The organism is Roseobacter sp. CCS2 (genome assembly GCF_000169435.1).
GTDB lineage: Bacteria > Pseudomonadota > Alphaproteobacteria > Rhodobacterales > Rhodobacteraceae > Yoonia.
In genome coordinates this window covers 87,701-106,914 of sequence record NZ_AAYB01000003.1, presented here as the reverse complement: position 1 = coordinate 106,914, position 19,214 = coordinate 87,701, and the positions used below count along the sequence as shown (strand labels likewise).

Annotated in this window: 20 protein-coding genes; 17 read left to right on the top strand and 3 right to left on the bottom strand. The window is 56.0% G+C overall.

Features of this window, described 5'->3' with window-relative positions; all coding sequences use genetic code 11:
• Window positions 1-26: 26 nt before the first annotated feature.
• Window positions 27-1,007, bottom strand: a complete 981-nt coding sequence (locus RCCS2_RS11750; RefSeq protein WP_008234484.1) for an XdhC family protein — start codon at window positions 1,005-1,007, stop codon at window positions 27-29.
• Between the two features lie 205 nt (window positions 1,008-1,212).
• Here RCCS2_RS11750 and RCCS2_RS11745 point away from each other — a divergent pair, with 205 nt between their 5' ends.
• Window positions 1,213-2,436 carry an acyl-CoA dehydrogenase gene (locus RCCS2_RS11745; protein WP_008234483.1) on the top strand — a complete coding sequence of 408 codons (1,224 nt, stop codon included), beginning with the start codon at window positions 1,213-1,215 and terminating at the stop codon, window positions 2,434-2,436.
• A 106-nt stretch (window positions 2,437-2,542) separates the two neighbouring features.
• Window positions 2,543-3,481, top strand: coding sequence for a hypothetical protein (locus RCCS2_RS11740; protein ID WP_008234481.1), 939 nt, complete (start codon window positions 2,543-2,545; stop codon window positions 3,479-3,481).
• 47 nt (window positions 3,482-3,528) lie between these two features.
• Here the strand turns inward: RCCS2_RS11740 and RCCS2_RS11735 are convergent, their stop codons facing one another.
• Window positions 3,529-3,840 (bottom strand): hypothetical protein, encoded by a 312-nt coding sequence (locus RCCS2_RS11735; RefSeq protein ID WP_156788530.1) that lies wholly within the window; start codon window positions 3,838-3,840, stop codon window positions 3,529-3,531.
• A 96-nt stretch (window positions 3,841-3,936) separates the two neighbouring features.
• Here RCCS2_RS11735 and pyrC point away from each other — a divergent pair, with 96 nt between their 5' ends.
• The 5 genes from pyrC (at window position 3,937) to RCCS2_RS11710 (ending at window position 8,844) form a co-directional block, all read left to right on the top strand.
• Window positions 3,937-4,989 carry a dihydroorotase gene (gene pyrC, locus RCCS2_RS11730; RefSeq protein ID WP_008234476.1) on the top strand — a complete coding sequence of 351 codons (1,053 nt, stop codon included), beginning with the start codon at window positions 3,937-3,939 and terminating at the stop codon, window positions 4,987-4,989.
• A 57-nt stretch (window positions 4,990-5,046) separates the two neighbouring features.
• Entirely contained in the window at window positions 5,047-5,715 is a 669-nt protein-coding gene (locus RCCS2_RS11725; protein WP_008234474.1) for an orotate phosphoribosyltransferase, read from the top strand.
• 215 nt (window positions 5,716-5,930) lie between these two features.
• The gene (locus RCCS2_RS11720; RefSeq protein WP_008234471.1) at window positions 5,931-7,418 is read left to right on the top strand and encodes a replicative DNA helicase; all 1,488 of its coding nucleotides are present in this window, start codon (window positions 5,931-5,933) and stop codon (window positions 7,416-7,418) included.
• Window positions 7,419-7,481: 63 nt separating this feature from the next.
• Window positions 7,482-7,859, top strand: a complete 378-nt coding sequence (locus RCCS2_RS11715; RefSeq protein WP_008234470.1) for a MerR family transcriptional regulator — start codon at window positions 7,482-7,484, stop codon at window positions 7,857-7,859.
• On the top strand, window positions 7,852-8,844 hold the full coding sequence (locus RCCS2_RS11710; protein WP_008234459.1) for an aldo/keto reductase: 993 nt from the start codon (window positions 7,852-7,854) through the stop codon (window positions 8,842-8,844). The genes RCCS2_RS11715 and RCCS2_RS11710 overlap by 8 nt, the downstream gene beginning before the upstream one ends.
• Before the next feature lie 25 nt (window positions 8,845-8,869).
• On the opposite strand, the gene RCCS2_RS11705 is transcribed toward RCCS2_RS11710, so the two are convergent.
• A complete protein-coding gene (locus RCCS2_RS11705) occupies window positions 8,870-10,021 on the bottom strand; it encodes a sterol desaturase family protein (RefSeq protein ID WP_037294075.1) in 1,152 nt (383 codons plus the stop codon).
• 135 nt (window positions 10,022-10,156) lie between these two features.
• Between RCCS2_RS11705 and alr the strand changes: the two genes are divergently transcribed.
• The 10 genes from alr to RCCS2_RS11660 all read left to right on the top strand — a co-directional run bounded on the left by alr (window position 10,157) and on the right by RCCS2_RS11660 (window position 19,200).
• Window positions 10,157-11,194: an alanine racemase gene (gene alr, locus RCCS2_RS11700; protein ID WP_008234455.1), complete on the top strand. Its 1,038-nt coding sequence runs from the start codon at window positions 10,157-10,159 to the stop codon at window positions 11,192-11,194.
• 56 nt (window positions 11,195-11,250) lie between these two features.
• Complete coding sequence (locus tag RCCS2_RS11695) at window positions 11,251-11,697, top strand: paraquat-inducible protein A (RefSeq protein ID WP_008234453.1); 447 nt, start codon at window positions 11,251-11,253, stop codon at window positions 11,695-11,697.
• 42 nt (window positions 11,698-11,739) lie between these two features.
• Window positions 11,740-13,104: a DNA repair protein RadA gene (gene radA, locus RCCS2_RS11690; protein WP_008234450.1), complete on the top strand. Its 1,365-nt coding sequence runs from the start codon at window positions 11,740-11,742 to the stop codon at window positions 13,102-13,104.
• A gap of 25 nt (window positions 13,105-13,129) precedes the next feature.
• The gene (locus RCCS2_RS11685; protein ID WP_008234448.1) at window positions 13,130-13,693 is read left to right on the top strand and encodes a CvpA family protein; all 564 of its coding nucleotides are present in this window, start codon (window positions 13,130-13,132) and stop codon (window positions 13,691-13,693) included.
• A 197-nt stretch (window positions 13,694-13,890) separates the two neighbouring features.
• Window positions 13,891-15,348 (top strand): amidophosphoribosyltransferase, encoded by a 1,458-nt coding sequence (purF, locus tag RCCS2_RS11680; RefSeq protein WP_008234447.1) that lies wholly within the window; start codon window positions 13,891-13,893, stop codon window positions 15,346-15,348.
• Between the two features lie 148 nt (window positions 15,349-15,496).
• A complete protein-coding gene (locus tag RCCS2_RS18400) occupies window positions 15,497-15,748 on the top strand; it encodes a hypothetical protein (RefSeq protein WP_156788529.1) in 252 nt (83 codons plus the stop codon).
• A gap of 39 nt (window positions 15,749-15,787) precedes the next feature.
• Window positions 15,788-16,429 carry an SDR family NAD(P)-dependent oxidoreductase gene (locus tag RCCS2_RS11675; protein WP_008234443.1) on the top strand — a complete coding sequence of 214 codons (642 nt, stop codon included), beginning with the start codon at window positions 15,788-15,790 and terminating at the stop codon, window positions 16,427-16,429.
• Window positions 16,430-16,515: 86 nt separating this feature from the next.
• Window positions 16,516-17,301, top strand: coding sequence for a 5'/3'-nucleotidase SurE (gene surE, locus RCCS2_RS11670; protein ID WP_008234442.1), 786 nt, complete (start codon window positions 16,516-16,518; stop codon window positions 17,299-17,301).
• Entirely contained in the window at window positions 17,298-17,939 is a 642-nt protein-coding gene (locus RCCS2_RS11665; RefSeq protein WP_008234439.1) for a protein-L-isoaspartate(D-aspartate) O-methyltransferase, read from the top strand. The genes surE and RCCS2_RS11665 overlap by 4 nt, the downstream gene beginning before the upstream one ends.
• A 61-nt stretch (window positions 17,940-18,000) precedes the next feature.
• On the top strand, window positions 18,001-19,200 hold the full coding sequence (locus tag RCCS2_RS11660) for a peptidoglycan DD-metalloendopeptidase family protein (RefSeq protein WP_008234438.1): 1,200 nt from the start codon (window positions 18,001-18,003) through the stop codon (window positions 19,198-19,200).
• The last annotated feature ends 14 nt before the right edge of the window (window positions 19,201-19,214 follow it).

Below are 19,214 nucleotides of genomic sequence, written 5' to 3'. Positions count from 1 at the left end.
GAAGACGCAAACCGGCTTTGTCTGGCCTAAGGTAACGGCGGTTTTCTAAGCGATTTTGTCACCTGCGCCATAATGCTGACCGCGATCTCTGCCGGTTGCCGCCCGCCAAGATCAAGTCCCACTGGCGCGTGGATGCGCCCGATCTCTTCATCGGTAAAGCCCACCTCTTTCAACCGCTCCACTCTTTTTGCATGGGTGCGTGTTGATCCCAGACAACCCAGATAAAATGCGTCGGATTCCAAAGCGGTCACAATTGCCGGGTCATCAAGTTTAGGATCATGGGTCAGCGTCACGATAGCCGTGCGCGCATCAATCTTGAGCGCGCGCAGGGCCGCATCCGGCCAGTCATCGTGTATCTCCTCACCGGGAAAGCGCGCCTGTGACGCGAAGGCCGGGCGCGGATCAACCAAAATGGGATCATACCCACAGGCCCGCGCCATACCGACCAGATATTGAGCGATATGCACTGCACCAACGATGATCATCCGCAGGGGCGGATTGTGCACAGCCACAAAGGTGCGCCCGTCCTCTTCAATTCCGGATGTATCGGTGCGGTGCCGATCCGGGTAAGCAGAGGCCGCCTTCAGACGCGGCCTGCTATTTTCAATGTCTGTCACATAGACAACAGGCTGCGATTGATAGCGGGCGTCTGTGAGCCGTTCGAGTATCTCAACCGGTACAACCGATCCTACGGGTTCGACCAGCACCTTGATTTCACCGCCACACGCCAGCCCCACGGCAAAAGCCTCATCATCGCTGACGCCGAAACTAAGCAGGCGTTGTTCGCCCTCGGAAATGGCATCAATGGCATCGGTGATCACAGCCCCTTCGACACAGCCACCAGAGACGGATCCTTCCATCGCGCCGTCTGCGTCAACCACCATTTGGCTGCCAACCGGCCGTGGCGCAGAGCCCCAGGTTTGCACAACGGTCGCAATGGCCACCCCGCGGCCAGCGCGGTGCCAGTCAAGGGCGCGTTGGGGAATATCAGTAATATGTTCTGTCATGTTTAATATATCTTGTTCTCAAAAATCTTACTGTAGCATAGCACAGCGTACTTGGAACCAGTGTTGCAAATTACGAGCATTGATCAATGATGATCGGCTTATTGGCGATATCAGTCTGGGGATTTCACGTTGTCATACACTGCCATCCATTGCCCCGGTGTCGCAGAAAGCCTAGTTTGCGCCTAAGCGAACGGGAGCTGACGTTATGAACGATTCCACACCGATCAAAGCAACTGGATTTGGCCCGGATCTTGGGCCATTTGACTGGGCCGACCCCCTGCGGCTGGAAGATCAGCTGACCGAGGATGAGCGGATGTTGCGCGATGCGGCCAACACATTTGCTCAGGATGTTTTGCAGCCTCGCGTGACCGACGCGTACCGAGAAGAAACAGTTGATCCCGATGTTTTCGCACAAATGGGTGCCGCAGGCCTGTTGGGTCTGACAATCCCCGAAGAATATGGCGGGCTGGGCGCGGGCTATGTCACTTACGGCCTTGTCGCCCGCGAGATTGAACGGGTGGATAGCGGCTATCGTTCAATGATGTCCGTGCAGTCATCGCTGGTGATGTATCCGATCCATGCCTACGGCAGTGACGCCCAGCGCGCCAAATACTTGCCTGGGCTGGCCGCTGGTACGTTGATTGGCTGTTTTGGCCTGACTGAACCTGATGCAGGCAGCGATCCGGCGGGCATGAAAACAACCGCCAAAAAGACCGAAGATGGCTACATCATCAACGGATCAAAAATGTGGATCAGCAACGCGCCAATCGCGGATGTTTTTGTGATTTGGGCGAAGTCAGACGCGCATGACGGCAAAATCCGCGGTTTTGTTCTGGATAAGGGCATGCAAGGGCTGTCTGCCCCCAAAGTGGGCGGTAAGCTGAGTTTGCGGGCCTCTGTCACGGGTGAGATCGTGATGGATAATGTCGCTGTGTCCGAGGATGCCCTACTGCCCGGTGTGCAGGGTCTGAAAGGTCCGTTTGGGTGTCTGAACCGTGCGCGCTATGGGATCGCCTGGGGCGTGATGGGTGCGGCAGAGGCGTGCTGGCACGCGGCCCGTCAATATGGGTTGGATCGCAAACAATTTAACAAACCTTTGGCGCAAACGCAGCTTTTCCAAAAGAAGCTGGCCGATATGCAAACCGAGATTGCCCTTGGCACACAGTCTGCCTTGCAATTGGGCCGTCTGATGGAACAAGGCAAAGCTGCCCCTGAGATGATCAGTCTGATGAAGCGGAATAATTGCGGCAAAGCGCTGGATATTGCGCGGGCGTCGCGCGACATGCACGGCGGTAATGGAATCAGCGAAGACTTCCAGATTATGCGACATATGATCAATCTAGAGACGGTGAATACCTACGAAGGCACCCATGACGTGCATGCATTGATCCTTGGGCGTGCACAAACGGGACTTCAAGCGTTCTTTTAGGCCGTATCCGCAACACTTAGCAATCTGTCCGTGCCTAGTTGCCGCCTGAGAAGGTATGTATGCCCTGAAGGGTGGCCGCATTACTTTCGGCCTTGGAGTAGTGAGTATGGAAGACCGGCAACTCGCCATCGACGTGAACTTCAGGGATCTTGGTGCCAATGCTTGGCTGGCCAAGGTTGATGACGTTTGCGAAGATCATGGTTTTTTCGAACAGCTGGGCCGCGAACACTGTGTCGGGTTTCTTGAGGCGGGCAACGCGCTTTTGGTGACATTCGAAAACGTACAGTCGGTGCGCGAAAACAATATCGATGCCGAACCACGTGGGTTTGCCTATGCGCGCCATGATGGCTGGTCGCATTTATCGCTCTTTTCGTTCAAGGAAAGCTGGTTTCGCGATAAACACGTTTATGACTTCTTTGACCGCATGATTGACGAAGGCTTTTTTGATGACTTCGAACGCATCATCTTTCACGGTGGCGGTGATGGTGCGTCTTACGCGGCAGCGGCTTACTCTGTCGCGGCGCCCGGATCAACTGTGATCGCTTTGCGTCCGCAAGCCACACTGGACGCAGAAATGGCCGGTTGGGACACGCGCTTTAAGCGCATACGCAAGAAAAGCTTTAACGACCGCTACGGCTATGCCCCCGAGATGATTGATGGTGCGCGCCGCGTCTTTATAGCGTTTGATCCGATTGAACGGCTTGACGCATGCCATGCAGCGCTGTTTCGCAGACCGCATGTGACAGCCCTGCCCTGCATGCTGTTGGGCGACGATCTGGATCAAGCGTTTGACCGGATGGGTATCCACGACGTTTTGATCAAACTGGCGATGGATGGCATGCTGGACCGGCCACGGTTTTTACAGCTTTTGCGCGCCCGACGTTATGACCCGACTTATGTGCGGGCTTTGGTCCGCCGACTGGTCGTGACAGGCCACCCGCGGTTGGCCCGTATTATCTGCGCCTATATGATCCGGCGCGGGCACAAAGCCTTCTTCGTTGAAAAACATGAAGAGCTTAGCCCAACGCAGGACATTCATACATAATCGATATCGCGGCACACGTGGCGCGCAATGCTGTCGTGGGTCAGGCCCTATTCGGAATCGCGTCTGCCTTCGACGACCTTTTTCAGCACCTCAAAAATCCGGGGGCCAAAGTAACCAAGGATCGCGCCGATGATGACCCCAAAGACAGAACCACTGTCAAAAGCCGCCGCAAGGATGGCCGCAACTAGCAAGGCCGCCATAAAGGCGATCAACCGCCGTTCATTGGCCATAACAGGAAAATACCCTTCAAGTGCTTTAACAATAGGCCCGGCCACCGGCCCCTCAAGTTGCGGCGTCAGAAAGCCAGCCACTGCTGCAATCAAGAAACCCAGCATATGATGATACTCCTTCTGATCCATCAGCTTGCATTGAAATATCAAGAATTGCCGCGCCATTCGCAAGGACAATTGCATTGGCCTATGGCGTCTGTTGGCACAACGGTGTAATCCGAAATCATGCCTGACAAACATTTGACCAGCCTGACGATACGCCGCCCCGATGATTGGCATTTGCATCTGCGTGATGGTGAGATGTTGAAGGCGGTTTTGCCGGAAACCACCCGCCATTTCGCCCGTGCAATCATTATGCCCAATCTGGTGCCGCCTGTCGTGACGTCGCAGCAGGCTGTGGCCTATCGTGAACGGATCATGGCGGCTGTGCCGGTGGGTGCCGCGTTTACGCCGCTGATGACCCTATATCTGACCGAAGCCACAGACCCCGAAGACGTGCGCGCCGCCCATGCAGATGGCATCGCAACCGCTGTTAAACTCTACCCCGCCGGGGCCACGACGAATTCTGCCTCTGGCGTGCGCGATTTCGAAAAGGTTCGCCCCGTGCTTGAGGTGATGGCAGAGATCGGCATGCCGCTTTGCGTTCATGGCGAAGTGACCAATACAGAGATTGATATCTTTGATCGCGAAGCCGTCTTTATTGACAAGGTCCTGAAACCGCTGCGCAAAAAGGTGCCTGATCTTAAGATCATCATGGAGCATGTGACCACCCAGGACGCGGTCGACTATGTGCGTGACAGCATCAAGAACCTTGCCGCGACGATCACGACCCACCACTTGATCATCAACCGCAATCATATTTTGGCGGGCGGCATCAAGCCGCATTATTACTGTCTACCTGTCGCCAAACGCGAGGCACATCGCATCGCGCTCGTGCAGGCTGCGGTTTCTGGCGATAAGCGGTTTTTTCTTGGTACAGACAGCGCGCCACATACAGACCCAAACAAGCTGCAGGCCTGTGGCTGCGCAGGTATTTTTACCGCACCCAACACGATGTCCTGTCTTGCCGAAGTTTTTGATGTGGCAGGCAAGATAACGAAGCTAGAGGATTTTGCCTCGCTCAATGGTCCGCGATTTTACGGGCTGCAGCCAAACGAGGAAACGATCACGCTGACAAAGGGGGACCCTGTCGCCTATCCCGCTCAGATTGAGACCGGGGATGGGCCTGTCACCGTGTTTGATCCGGGCTTTGACCTCCATTGGCGTGTCGAAGACTGAGAGAATTGATGCCTCCGGCGGAGGTATTTTGGAACATGAGAAGATGAAGGTTGCTTGATGATCCCCACGTCCTTTCCCGCGAAAGAAGAAATTGCCCGACTGACCGCTGGCATGCTAATCGAGATTGGCGCGATTGACTTCAATGCGACAGAGCCTTTTACACATGCCTCTGGCAAGCAGGCACCGACGTATGTGGATTGCCGCAAGCTGATTTCGTTTCCGCGCATTCGGTCCACTCTGATGGATTTCATGACCGTGTCGATCATGCGGGAGGCCGGGTTTGAGGCGTTTGATAATGTCGCAGGCGGCGAAACTGCTGGTATTCCCTTTGGGGCCATGGTGGCAGAGCGTTTGGCCCTGCCGATGACCTATGTGCGCAAGAAACCCAAAGGCTATGGCCGCAACGCCCGCATTGAAGGTGTGATGACCGAAGGCCAGCGGGTGATCTTGGTGGAAGACCTGACGACCGATGGTGGCTCTAAGCTGTCTTTCGTGGACGCGATCCGTGAAACCGGCGCGACGTGTTCGGCCACGGCAGTCATTTTTTACTACGGTATCTTTGATGGCGTGGAAGAAACATTGGCGGATCACGGCGTGCAATTGATCAGCCTGTGCACCTGGTGGGATGTGTTGGCCGAGGCCAAGGCGCGCGGTGCTTATGATCCGGCCACTTTGGATGCGGTCGAAGCGTACCTCAAGGATCCGGCCGGCTGGACGCCAGCCTAAATACTTATCCACCAGTCAGCGGAACTACGCATCCGAGAATCGCTGACTCATCGCGTATATTGTGTTTTCTTTGCGCAAAGCCACTATCTAAGGTATACGTGGGGTCTATCGGATGTTGTCCACAGATTTATCCCGCTGGATATCCCCCATCATTTCCAGATAGCCACGTCCGCATAGCAACTGATAGGACGACGCCGGGGAACAGGTGAATAACAATGAACGAACTAACCGCATTTAATGCTACCGGCGTCGAAGAGGCTGACACCGATCTAATGCCGCACTCTATTGAGGCTGAACAACAGCTTTTGGGTGCTATTCTGACCAATAATGATGTGTTCGACCGCGTGGCGTCCATCATTGGCCCCAAGCATTTCTATGATCCCGTTCATGCCCGTATCTTTGAAACCGCCGCCAGCCGGATTGGCCGCAACATGCTGGCCAGCCCTGTCACGCTCAAGACGTTCATGGAAGAAGATGAGGGTCTGAAAGAGCTAGGCGGCCCACCTTACCTTGCCCGCCTTGCCGGGGCTGCGATTTCGGCCTTTGCTGCGCGTGATTATGCCCAGATGATCTATGATCTGGCCACGCGGCGCGAGTTGATCAAACTGGGCCGTGACATCACCGATAAAGCCGCCAAGGTTGATGTTGAACATGAGCCGAAGGAACAGATCGTTGAGGCTGAACAAGCCCTATACACGCTGGCCGAACAGGGTGTGTCTGAGAAAGGGTTCCAATCGTTCCTTGCTGCGGTGACCGAGGCCGTCAACGTTGCGAATACCGCCTATCAGCGTGACGGCGGGCTTGCGGGGATTTCAACCGGCCTTACGGATATGGACAAAAAGCTGGGCGGCTTGCACAAATCCGACCTGTTGATCCTTGCCGGGCGCCCGTCGATGGGGAAAACCTCGCTTGCCACCAATATCGCGTTCAATATCGCCAAAGCGTATCGTAAAGGCCAGTTTCAGGACGGCAGCGAGGGGGCCGTTGATGGCGGCGTTGTCGGCTTCTTCTCGCTTGAGATGAGTGCGGAGCAATTGGCGGGCCGTATTCTGGCTGAGGCATCCGAGATTTCATCCCATAAAATCCGCCAGGGTGACATGACTGAAGGCGAATTCCGCCGCTTTGTGGATGCGGCCAAGCAGTTGGAATCCTGCCCGCTTTATATTGATGATACTGCTGCGATCCCAATCTCACAATTGGCTGCCCGCGCCCGCCGTCTGAAGCGGACCCATGGATTGGATGTGCTGATCGTGGATTATTTGCAGCTGGTGCGCGGCACGTCAGAGAACCGGGTGCAAGAAATTGGCGAGATTTCGATGGGCCTCAAGGCTATCGCCAAGGAACTGAATATCCCGGTCATCGCCCTGTCACAGCTGTCGCGTCAGGTTGAGAACCGCGAAGACAAGCGTCCGCAACTGTCGGACCTGCGTGAATCCGGGTCGATTGAGCAGGACGCGGATGTCGTCATGTTCGTCTACCGCGGCGAATATTATGTCGAGCGCGAAAAGCCCGAAGATCACAACATGGAAGCGATTGCCGCCTGGCAAGAAAAGATGTCGAGCTTACATGGCAAAGCCGAGGTGATCGTAGGCAAACAGCGCCACGGTCCGATCGGCACGGTCGAGCTATCTTTCGTCGCCGAATTCACCCGCTTTGGCAATCTGGTGAAGCCATGGCAACAGGGCGACGAACAACAATTCTAAAACCATCGCTTGACTTGGAGTGACTCCAATAGGCTAACTCGTTGGCCATCGGAGGAATGCGCTATGCGAATCAACGAAGCTGCGGCCCGGTCTGGACTGACCCAAGACACCATTCGGTTCTACGAAAAATCCGGCATGCTGGCCCCGATCCGGCGTGATGCGCGCGGGTGGCGGGTGTTTAGCGGTGATGACGTCAATTGGCTGACAACCCTGGAGCGGCTACGCGCCACAGGGATGCCACTGGACGACGTCAAACGCTTTGCAATGTCGGCCCATGCGCCCGATTGCAATGCACCTGACCAACGGGCCTTGCGTCTGGGTCTATTGGAACGGCACGCCGTCACCCTTGCCCACCGCGAAGCGGAGTTGAAAGCCTGCAAGCATTTCCTCGACCACAAGATCAATATGTACCGCACATCATTGGAGGTCTCAGATGGCTGATTTCAAACATATTCCGACAAAACCGACTCTTGGCCTTGGCTGTTGGGCCATTGGCGGGCCTTTCTTCAAGGATGGCCTTGCTGTGGGCTGGGGCACGGTTGATGATAACATCTCAAAGGCCGCTGTTGCCGCAGCGCTTGAGCATGGCATCGAACATTTCGACACAGCACAGGCCTATGGCTGTGGGCATTCAGAGGTCGTACTGGGCGAGGCCCTGAAAGCCCACCCAGATATCGCGATTGCCACCAAGATTGGGTTGGATATCGACACGGACACCAAACAACTTGTCGGGCCAAACAACGATCCTGACATTGTTCGCAAATCCATCGATGCATCGCGCAAACGGCTTGGGCGCGACCGGATCGACATGGTGCTGCACCATAACAACGAATTGGCGGTTGAGGATGCGCGACCAACTTTTGATATGCTGGCACAGTTATGCGACGATGGCATTATCGGCGCTTATGGCTGGTCCACCGATTACCCCGACAGCATGCGCGCCTTTGTCGATCATCCGGGTTTCACCGCCGTTGAACATGCCATGAACGTCTTTCTTCCCGCCTCACAGATGATTCACGCCGTGGAAGAAACCAATGTGCTGTCGCTGATCCGCTCCCCCCTTGCGATGGGCGTTTTGGGCGGCAAATACGACGCCAAGACCACGTTCAGCAAGGATGAGATCCGCGGCAGCAACCCCGGTTGGCAGGATTACTTCAAAGACGGCAAGATCACCGACGCCTACATGGCCCAGCTCAACGCTGTGCGCGAAACGCTCAAATCCGATGGTCGCAGTCTGGCGCAGGGTGCGCTTGCGTGGCTATGGGGGCGGACACCCAATGCAATGCCAATCCCGGGGTTTCGCACGCCCGAACAAGTGCATGATCTGTGTGGTGCGCGGGATTACGGGCCGCTGACACCTACGCAAATGGCAGAGATCGAGACTATTCTTGATCGACCAGAGGAAGGCGCGCCAAAATCCAACTAAAGGTAGCGGCGGGGGAAACCCCGCCCTACTCTGCCGGTTCTTTCGGTTTGTCCTTCAGGAACGGATGCACGAACTGGCGCCAGTATCCCTTTGGCACCGTATCGCCGATCACACCGTATGCTTCTGGCCATTCTTTTTCAGGCAAATGATGCGTACCGAACAGCCAGTCATAGATCGGAAAATGGCTGGCATAGTTGATATCAATCGCTGCCCGGTCCGATCCGTGATGCCAGTGGTGAAAGCGCGGCGTGACAAAGAAACGTTCCAGAAAGCCCATTTTCCAGCCGATATTGGCGTGGATAAAGCTTGAGTAGAAATAAACCACCAACAGATAGGCCTGGATCGCCTCTGGCTTAAAGCCCAAGGTAAACATCGGCACAGCCGTCAGGCTGCGCAATACGGCGATTTCGACAAAGTGCATACGGGCACCTGCCAGCCAATCCATCTTTTTTGTGGAATGGTGAATCGCGTGAAACCGCCACAGCACCGGATAGGTGTGAAACGCGCGATGCACCCAGTACTGCACAAAATCCGTCGCCATCATGATAATGATCACCTGCACAAAGAACGGCAGCGACACGATATAGATGCGAACGTCATCCAGCGGGATTTGCGCGTTGACATAGTTCGATGGGGCCAAGGTGATAAAGCCCAATATCTGCACCAGCATCGAACTTACGAGGTAATAGAACATGTCCTCCTGCCACTCAGCCCGGAACACCGTTTGCTCTGATCGGGCCGGAAAGAACCGCTCTAATGGCACAAAGAGGAAACCCACGATCAGGACGTTGATGATAAAGTAATCAAGACCAAAGTAGAAACTTTGCGGCACGTCGGACCCGACCTGTGGTTGGGTGGTGGCCATCAGCGAAGCCACAACAGATACGGCAAGTGCTGTCCAGCCAAGCGATTTTCGCACGCTGAGGATCAAGCTAAGCAGTGAAAGCGCGTAACCCGCCAAAAGCGTGAACCGCAAGAATGCGGTCACAACACCACTGTCCTGAATAAAAGCGATTTCAGGATATGACAGCGTTTCAGGAAACCAGCGCAAAAGCACAATCAAAAGACCCGCAATTGACGCAAGAAGCGCCAGTGATCCCGATAACCAGCCACTGCCCAAAGGCCGCTGATCACGCGGGGTTTCCAATTGAGTGACAATTTTCTTTAAAATGCCCACGCTGCACCTCTTACCTATGACCTGCGCTAAAATAACCGAATAAACGCGGCAAGAGAAAGGCAGGAATACCAGTAACCTGCGACAGGTGATGCCAAAATGCTTGCCCCCCGCCAAACCCCCTGCCAAAAGGTCGCTATGAGCACCGGACTCCTGATCATTGACCTTGATGCCGTCGTCGCCAACTGGCGCGCCTTGGACGCGATGACAGACTGCAAGACAGCGGCTGTGGTCAAGGCCAATGGCTATGGTCTGGGGGCCGCGAATGTGGCCAAGGCCCTTTTCAAGGCGGGGGTTCGTCAATTCTTTGTAGCCGTCGCCGAGGAAGCGGCGGCAATCCGCGAAGAACTGGGGCCCAAGCCTGAAATCAGCGTGTTTTCGGGTCATATGGCAGGCGATACCGACATCATTCGCGAACTGGGCCTGACGCCCATGCTCAATTCTGTTGAGCAACTGACCCATCATCTGGAAACCCTGCCCGGCCACCCTTTTGGCGTTCAGCTTGATACCGGCATGAACCGACTGGGCATGGAAATGCAGGAATGGGCGGCGGTCGCGGAACTGGCACTGGCGCAAAAGCCGCGCCTTGTTATGTCGCATTTGGCATGCGCGGATGAGCCTGATCATCCGATGAACCCTTATCAACTGGCCCAATTCAAAAAGATGACCGATGGAATCACCGCCCCGCGATCACTGGCTGCAACGGGCGGTATTCTGCTGGGTCCTGAATATCACTTTGACCTGACCCGCCCTGGCATCGGCCTTTATGGCGGTTTGCCCTTTGCGCAGGCAAGCCCGGTAATAGAGCTTGATTTGCCTGTGATACAGGTGCGCGATGTCGCTGAAGGCGAAGTCGTCGGATATGGAAACGTTTGGCAAGCGACCCGCGCTTCGCGGATCGCGACAGTCTCGGCCGGTTATGCAGATGGCATCGCACGTATCTTGTCAGACAAGGCCACACTGTATCATGGTGACACGCCGTGCCCTTTGGTCAGCCGCGTGTCCATGGATTTGCTAACAATTGATGTCACCGACCTGACCGAGACACCAAAGAAGCTAACCCTGATCGGGCCGCACCAAGGGGTTGATGATCTGGCGCAGGCGGCCAACACTATCGGGTACGAGGTGCTGACCCAACTTGGCGACCGCTACAATCGCAAGACATTTGGCAAGTAAGTTGCCATGATGCATGAACTTTACAATGCAAATACTAGAATTTGTTTGGATTTCTTATGTTGAATGTTCTGCGTATCGCCAATCTTACCCTTTTGATCCTGTTTCCAATCGCGTGGTTCGCCCCCTTGATGCGGGCCGGTCTTTTGCCGATCTTTGGACTAAGTGAAATCAGCGTGATCTCAGGCATGCAGGCATTGTGGGACAGCGATGTTGCGTTGGCGCTGCTTGTGACCGCCTTTGCATTGTTTGCGCCTTATCTTAAGACAATCGGCCTTGCGCTTGTCCACTTTGACTTGCTTAAGGACAAAACACTGCCTGCCCTGTCGTGGATCGGCAAGCTGGCGATGGCGGATGTGTTTCTTATTGCGCTATATATCGTTGTTTTTAAAGGTGTCGGCATTGGCAAAGTGGAAACAGGTTGGGGGCTTTATATGTTTACCGCCTGCATCATTACCTCAATCGTGATTTCAGCACTGACACCGCGGGCCAAGGCGAACACCTAACAGATCATTGCCAAGGTTCGGCTTTTGGTCCAAAAGGTGAACATGGCCAAAGATCTCAACTTTTCATGCTCTGAATGTGGTGCGGCTTTTCGCAAGTGGTCGGGGCAGTGTGATGCCTGTCAGTCGTGGAATACGATTAGCGAATCCAAGGCATTGTCCAGCGGCCCCAAGGGCAAATCGCTGGGTGCGATCCGGGGCAAGGCAATCCCACTTACCGATCTGGACACGCAAGAGCAAGAACCGCCGCGGACAGAGGCTGGTGTGGGCGAGTTGGACCGCGTTCTGGGGGGCGGTCTGGTCAAGGCATCTGCCCTTTTGGTTGGCGGCGATCCGGGTATTGGTAAGTCTACGCTTCTGCTGCAAGCCGCTGCAAGATTTGCGCGTAACGGACTGAAAGTTATATATATTTCAGGTGAGGAATCAAACGCCCAGGTTCAAATGCGCGCCCGTCGGCTGGGATTGGAAAAAAGCCCTGTCATGCTCGCTTCCGAAACCAACCTACGCGATATCCTGACCACGCTGGAGGCGGAAAAGCCCGATCTGGCAATTATCGATTCGATCCAGACCATGTGGGCGGACAACGTTGACAGCGCACCGGGCAGCGTATCTCAGGTGCGTTCATCTGCGCATGAGTTGACGACATTTGCCAAACGCAACGGCATGGCCGTGATCATGGTGGGGCATGTCACAAAGGAAGGTGCCATCGCCGGGCCCCGCGTGGTTGAACATATGGTTGATACGGTACTTTATTTCGAGGGCGAGCGCGGTCATCAGTTCCGTATTCTGCGCGCCGTCAAGAACCGCTTTGGCCCCGCAGATGAAATCGGCGTCTTTGAAATGACCGGCAAAGGGTTGGCTGAAGTCAAGAATCCCTCTGCCCTGTTCCTGTCCGAACGGGGCGACCCTGCGCCGGGGTCCGTGGTCTTTGCAGGCATCGAAGGATCGCGCCCCATGCTGTGCGAGATTCAGGCACTTGTGGCACCTTCGCCACACAGCCAACCACGCCGTTCGGTCGTCGGATGGGACGGTGGCAGGCTTGCTATGATCCTTGCCGTGCTCGAATCTCGCTGCGGTGTGGCGTTCACCGGATTGGACGTATATCTCAACGTAGCAGGGGGTTTGCGCATTTCTGAACCGGGTGCGGACCTGGCTGTCGCCGCGGCATTAGTCTCGGCGCGCGAAGATGCAGCCTTGCCGGCAGAGGCGGTTGTTTTCGGTGAAATCAGTTTGTCCGGTGCGCTGCGTCCTGTTGTTCAATCCGAAAATAGATTGAAAGAGGCGCAAAAACTTGGTTTTACAACTGCGATACTCCCGCAGCAGGCCAAACAGCCCAGCGTGGAGGGCTTGGGTCTGCGGCATGCCACAGATCTGGCCGGCTTTGTAGAAGAGGTATTTGGCGCAAGATAGCGTCAATCGCAGGAGAAGACGGACCATGGAAGGTTTCACACTTGTCGACGCGGGCGTCGCTATCATTGTCCTGCTGTCAGGCGTCTTGGCCTACAGCCGCGGTTTTGTGCGCGAAGCCATGGCCATTGTCGGTTGGATCGGTGCAACAATCGTTGCTTTCATCTTTGCCGATCAGGTAGAGCCGCTGGTACGCCAGATCCCCATCGTTGGCGACTTTATAGGCGACAGCTGCGAATTGGCGATTATCGCCGCTTTTGCTGCCGTCTTTGCGGTTGCTTTGGTGGTCGTGTCGATCTTCACGCCACTTTTCTCCAGCGTTGTTCAGCGATCAGCCCTTGGTGGCGTGGATCAGGCGCTTGGGTTCTTCTTCGGCGTTTTGCGGGGCATCCTGCTGGTCGCTGTCGCTTTCTTTGTCTACGACACGATTTTTGCCGCTCAGGAATTTGCGATGATCGACGACAGCCGCGCGGCAGAGGTCTTTGCACAACTGACGGGCCAGATCGAAGAGCAAAACCCAGAGCAGGCTTTGGGTTGGATTACAGAGCAGTACCAGCAATTGGTTGGAAACTGCGGCGCACCGGCAGAGTAATTGAAAACCTGACATCATTTATGGGCCGCTGCGCGAAAGCACAGCGGCCCTTTTTGTTGTTGAATGTGCCCCACCTGCGACGAAACAGTCTTTCCCGGCAAAGAAGTCTGATCGTTTGGTGACAGACCGCCTTTGACCCACTAAGAGGGTGGCACGACAAATCTAACGGATTCGGAGCTGCCCCCTTGTCCACCGCGATGCCCCCCGCTGATCCTTTTGATGATGATAAACTGCGGGAGGAATGTGGCGTTTTTGGCGTTGTCGGCGTGACCGATGCATCAAACTTTGTCGCCCTTGGCCTGCACGCCCTGCAACACCGCGGACAAGAGGCAGGTGGCATTGTCACCCATGACGTCGAAACAGGCTTTAGCCAGCAACGTCGTATGGGTCTGGTCCGCGATAACTTTACATCTGCCGCGATGATGGAACGCCTGCCCGGCACAATTGGCATTGGGCATGTACGCTATTCCACCGCCGGGTCTAAAGGGCAGACGGCGATGCGCGACGTGCAGCCGTTCTTTGGCGAATTTTCCATGGGTGGTGCGGCGATTGCGCATAATGGCAATATCACCAACGCATTGTCGCTGCGCCGCGAGCTGATCGAGCGTGGCTCGATTTTTCAAAGCTCCTCTGACAGTGAATGTATCATCCACCTGATGGCACGGTCCATGGGCCGCAACATTCCTGACCGCATGGAAGAGGCGTTGCGCAAGGTCGAAGGCGCGTTTTCCATCGTCGCCATGACCCGGACCAAGCTGATCGGCTGCCGCGACCCGCTGGGCGTACGCCCGCTGGTACTAGGAAAAATCGGCGATGGCTGGGCGCTTGCGTCTGAAACCTGCGCGCTCGACATCATCGGGGCCGAGTTTGTACGCGAGATTGAACCCGGTGAGATGGTTGTTGTGACCGAAAAAGGTGTCGCAAGCCACTTCCCCTTCCGGCCCAACCGGGCGCGCTTCTGCATTTTTGAGCATGTCTATTTCAGCCGTCCTGACAGCATTCTGGGCGGTCGGTCCGTCTATGAAACACGCGAAAACATTGGGCGCGAGCTGGCCAAAGAAAATCCCGTCGATGCCGATCTGGTTTGCCCGGTGCCTGACAGTGGCACGCCGGCGGCGATTGGTTATTCGCTGGAATCCGGCATTCCTTACGCGATGGGCATCATCCGCAATCAATACATGGGCCGAACGTTCATTGAACCGACCGAAAGCATTCGCAACATGGGGGTGCGCCTGAAACTCAACGTCAATCGCGCGCTGATCAAAGGCAAACGGGTGATCCTTGTGGATGACAGTGTCGTGCGCGGCACCACCAGCCGCAAGATCAAGGAAATGATCTTGGATGCCGGTGCTGCTGAGGTGCATTTCCGCATTGCGTCGCCACCCACACAATGGCCGTGCTTTTACGGTGTCGATACCCCCCAGCGCGACAAACTGCTGGCTGCGACCATGACCGAGGACGAAATGCGCGATCATTTGGGTGTTGATAGCCTCAAGTTCATTTCGCTCAACGGTCTTTACCGCGCGGTTGGCGAAGCCAAAGGGCGCGATCCAAACGCACCAGCCTACTGCGATGCCTGCTTTTCTGGCGAATATCCCGTCGCCCCATCAGATATGATTGAGCAGGGCTTTCAGGCAAAAACAGCGGCCGAATGACGGCGAGCGCTATCTAACATCAATGTGATCGTTTTTTTGCTGCGACGCAGCGTTAAGCTGTCCTCTGCCCCCTTTTTCTTCACCGCATTCTCTGGCAAGAGCGCGCAAACGATAAAAATCGACGCAGTTTTCATTATGTCAGACCAAAATCACAGCGCCGCACTGCTGGCGCAATGCCACAAAGCCAGATGCACTTGAACTGAACAGTCTTTCGGTCATCGGATTGATGGATGCTCATGATGGCATGGCGGCTTTGTTGCGGTCGTCGCGCGGCCAGATCGCGCGCGTCCAAGTGGGCGACACAGCTTTTGGTATGCAGATCACGGCAATCGGCGATGAACAGATATTGCTTACGAACCGCTGGGGGCGCACAGAAGCATTAGAACTGCCGCGCAGCTAAAGCTTGACCTTGCGCGCCGTTCGGCACATCACCCGCCCCATGACAAAAACTGCATTGATCACCGGCGCATCACGCGGCCTTGGCGCGGCTTTGGCTAAGGCCCTTGCCCCCACCCATCATATCATCGCTGTCGGCAAAACGGTCGGCGCGTTGGAAGAATTGGATGATGCGATCCAGGCGGCAGGTGGCCAAGCCACGCTTGCACCGATGGATATCGGCATTGATGAAGCCATGCAGCAATTGTGCCGCGGGATTTATGATCGCTGGGGCAGCCTTGATCTATGGCTGCACACAGCCATCCATGCAGCCCCCCTTGCCCCTGCCGGGCATATCGGTCCCAAAGATCTGGCCAAGTCAATGACCATCAATATTGAGGCGACTTCACGCCTTATCGCCTATGTCAGCCCGCTGCTGGGGCAAACCGGCCAAGCGGTCTTCTTTGATGATCCGCGCGGTGGCGATCAGTTCTTTGGCGCTTATGGCGCAACCAAGGGCGCACAGATCGCGCTGGCACGCAGTTGGGCCGCAGAAAGCGCCAAGACCGGGCCCAATGTGCAAATCCTGACACCAGACCCCATGCCAACGGCCACACGCGCCCGCTTTTATCCCGGTGAGGATCGCGCGGCACTGACCGAACCAGCGGCAGAGGCCGCACGACTGTTGCCAATGATCCTCGGCTAAAGCCATCAGGCCGCGCGCCGCGCTGTCCGACTTGCCGCCCATCGCATCTACGCATAGGAACAACCCATAAGCAAAAGGGGCGCTTCATGCAGATCTTGATTACCAACGATGATGGCATCAATGCACCCGGACTGCGTGTTTTGACTGACATCGCAAAAGAAGTTGCTGGCCCCGATGGCGAAGTCTGGACCGTAGCACCCGCCTTTGAACAATCAGGCGTTGGTCACTGTATCAGCTACACCCATCCCACGATGATCGCAGAGCTGGGTCCGCGTCGGTTTGCCGCCGAAGGATCACCTGCTGATTGTGTGATTGCGGGGCTATATGATGTTTTGAAAGACAATCCACCTGATCTGATCCTGTCAGGGGTGAACCGGGGCAACAACGCCGCCGAAAACACACTTTATTCCGGCACGATCGGCGCATGCATCGAAGGGGCGTTGCAAGGCGTACGGTCCATAGCCCTTTCGCAGTTCTACGGCCCTGACAATGCAAACCTCGATGATCCGTTTGAAGCAGCGGCTGTCCATGGTGCTGCCACGGTCCGTGCTTTGCTTAATGAAACACTTTGGGATGATGCGGATTATAAGGTGTTCTATAACGTCAATTTTCCGCCCGTCCCTGCCGCAGCCGTCAAAGGTATGGCCGCGACAACCCAAGGCTTTCGTTTGAACACCCGGTTCCGGGCTGAGGCGCAGACATCACCCACCGGACGCAAGTTTTTGTGGGTGCGCGGCGGCCCGCAGCATGAACCAACAGCACCGGGCACGGACGCGGCAGCGAACCTTGATGGCTATATCTCGATCACGCCAATGCGGGCGGACCTGACTGATTATGCGCTGGTGGATACGCTTAAGGATGCACTCAAGTGACATTTGATGCGGCCATGAAGATGCAATTCCTTTACGCGCTGCGCAGCAAAGGCGTGACCGACACACGTGTTCTGACCGCGATGGAGCAGGTTGATCGCGCCGACTATGTCAAAGGCACTTTTGCTGATCGCGCCTACGAAGATATGCCGCTGCCCATCGCCTGCGGTCAGACCATCAGCCAGCCTTCGGTTGTGGGGCTTATGACGCAGGCCCTGCAAATCAGCCCGCGCGACAAAGTGCTCGAAATCGGTACAGGCTCCGGTTATCAGGCGGCGATCCTGAGCAAGCTGGCCCGGCGGGTCTATACTGTTGACCGCTATCGCCGACTGGTGCATGCCGCCCGCGCCGTATTCGACGCCAATGACATCACAAATATCACCACATTCACTGCCGACGGCAGCCGGGGATTTGAAGAACAGGCGCCGTTTGATCGTATCTTGGTTACAGCTGCTGCTGAAGACCCGCCAGGACCCCTGCTGGCACAGTTGCGTATAGGCGGGATCATGGTTTTGCCTGTTGGCCAATCTGACGCTGTGCAAAGCCTAATCCGTGTCACACGCACCGAAACTGGCCTTGAATACGACGAATTGCGTGCTGTGCGCTTTGTCCCCTTGCTAGAAGGGCTCGGACAAGAGTAAACTACCCCAAAATATAGTACGACCCCATAGATAAGGGGCGACTTGGCAAAGGAGCGGTAGCATGGCAAACGGGCATATCCCGGTACGACGCGTTGTAATGGCGGGTGTGGCAATGGTTGCACTCGCGGCATGCGAAGATTTTGATTTCGATATGCGGGATATGGGCAACGGGTTTGACACGACCTCTGCTGTGCAATCCCTGCCCGGACGACCACGGCCCGATGACCGTGGTGTGATTTCATACCCGAATTATCAAGTCGTGGTCGCGCGGCGCGATGATACCATTCGTGGCATCGCAATCCGCCTTGGCCTCGATGCAAACGAACTGGCTGAATACAATGGCATTGCCCCAGACGTCATCCTGCGGCGCGATGAGGTCATCGCCTTGCCAACACGTGTGGCAGAGCCATCGCCAGCGACCGGTGCTGTCGGAACCGGACCGATCCAGCCATTTGACGTCACCGCGGTTGCAACGACGGCACTTGACCGCGCGGATGCATCAGGCACTGGCGTAACGGCAACGCCAATTGCACCAGCCGCAGCACCTGCGCCTTCAACACCAGTCGTGCGCGGCACCGAACCCATCCGCCACCAGGTCAAGCGCGGTGAAACCGCCTTTTCGATTTCGCGCCTTTATAGCGTGCCGGTGGCAAGTATCTCCGAATGGAACGGCCTTGATTCCGAATTCACCATACGTGAGGGCCAGTTCCTGTTGATCCCACAGGGCGGGACATCGCCCGCACCGGTAGCGACTGCCGCCGTGACCGCGCCGGGTGACGGCACGGCGACGCCAGTGCCCCCTAGTGCGGCGCGGCCTTTACCGGCCGACACGCCGTCAGCACCGGTTGCCGCAGCGGCTGTGCCTGCCACACCTGATCTTGGCACAACATCCGCGCAGCCTGCCAGCAGTGGTGCGCGCTTCCTGATGCCGGTGCAAGGTTCCATCATCCGCGCCTACGCGCCGGGTACAAACGAAGGCGTTGATATTGGGGTTCCTGCAGGGACAGATGTGCAGGCCGCGGGCTCTGGTACAGTTGCGGCGGTGACAACCGACACCAGCGGTGGTTCGATTGTCGTCATCAAACACAGTGACGGGTTACTGACCGTCTATACGCAAATGGACGCGCTGACAGTCGACAAAAACGAAAGCGTTTCGCGCGGGCAAACGATTGGTAAGGTGCGCGCGGCTGATCCAAGCTTCCTCCACTTTGAGGTACGACGTGGTCTGCAAAGTCTCGATCCGGGTGATTTCTTGCCTTAAGTGACAGATAAGTA

Bases quoted from the DNA above. Each gene is read 5' to 3' on its own strand.
- RCCS2_RS11750 (WP_008234484.1), bottom strand. From the start codon at position 1,007: ATGACAGAACATATTACTGATATTCCCCAACGCGCCCTTGACTGGCAC.
- RCCS2_RS11745 (WP_008234483.1), top strand. From the start codon at position 1,213: ATGAACGATTCCACACCGATCAAAGCAACTGGATTTGGCCCGGATCTT.
- RCCS2_RS11740 (WP_008234481.1), top strand. From the start codon at position 2,543: ATGGAAGACCGGCAACTCGCCATCGACGTGAACTTCAGGGATCTTGGT.
- RCCS2_RS11735 (WP_156788530.1), bottom strand. From the start codon at position 3,840: ATGGATCAGAAGGAGTATCATCATATGCTGGGTTTCTTGATTGCAGCA.
- pyrC (WP_008234476.1), top strand. From the start codon at position 3,937: ATGCCTGACAAACATTTGACCAGCCTGACGATACGCCGCCCCGATGAT.
- RCCS2_RS11725 (WP_008234474.1), top strand. From the start codon at position 5,047: ATGATCCCCACGTCCTTTCCCGCGAAAGAAGAAATTGCCCGACTGACC.
- RCCS2_RS11720 (WP_008234471.1), top strand. From the start codon at position 5,931: ATGAACGAACTAACCGCATTTAATGCTACCGGCGTCGAAGAGGCTGAC.
- RCCS2_RS11715 (WP_008234470.1), top strand. From the start codon at position 7,482: ATGCGAATCAACGAAGCTGCGGCCCGGTCTGGACTGACCCAAGACACC.
- RCCS2_RS11710 (WP_008234459.1), top strand. From the start codon at position 7,852: ATGGCTGATTTCAAACATATTCCGACAAAACCGACTCTTGGCCTTGGC.
- alr (WP_008234455.1), top strand. From the start codon at position 10,157: ATGAGCACCGGACTCCTGATCATTGACCTTGATGCCGTCGTCGCCAAC.
- RCCS2_RS11695 (WP_008234453.1), top strand. From the start codon at position 11,251: ATGTTGAATGTTCTGCGTATCGCCAATCTTACCCTTTTGATCCTGTTT.
- radA (WP_008234450.1), top strand. From the start codon at position 11,740: ATGGCCAAAGATCTCAACTTTTCATGCTCTGAATGTGGTGCGGCTTTT.
- RCCS2_RS11685 (WP_008234448.1), top strand. From the start codon at position 13,130: ATGGAAGGTTTCACACTTGTCGACGCGGGCGTCGCTATCATTGTCCTG.
- purF (WP_008234447.1), top strand. From the start codon at position 13,891: ATGCCCCCCGCTGATCCTTTTGATGATGATAAACTGCGGGAGGAATGT.
- RCCS2_RS11675 (WP_008234443.1), top strand. From the start codon at position 15,788: ATGACAAAAACTGCATTGATCACCGGCGCATCACGCGGCCTTGGCGCG.
- surE (WP_008234442.1), top strand. From the start codon at position 16,516: ATGCAGATCTTGATTACCAACGATGATGGCATCAATGCACCCGGACTG.
- RCCS2_RS11660 (WP_008234438.1), top strand. From the start codon at position 18,001: ATGGCAAACGGGCATATCCCGGTACGACGCGTTGTAATGGCGGGTGTG.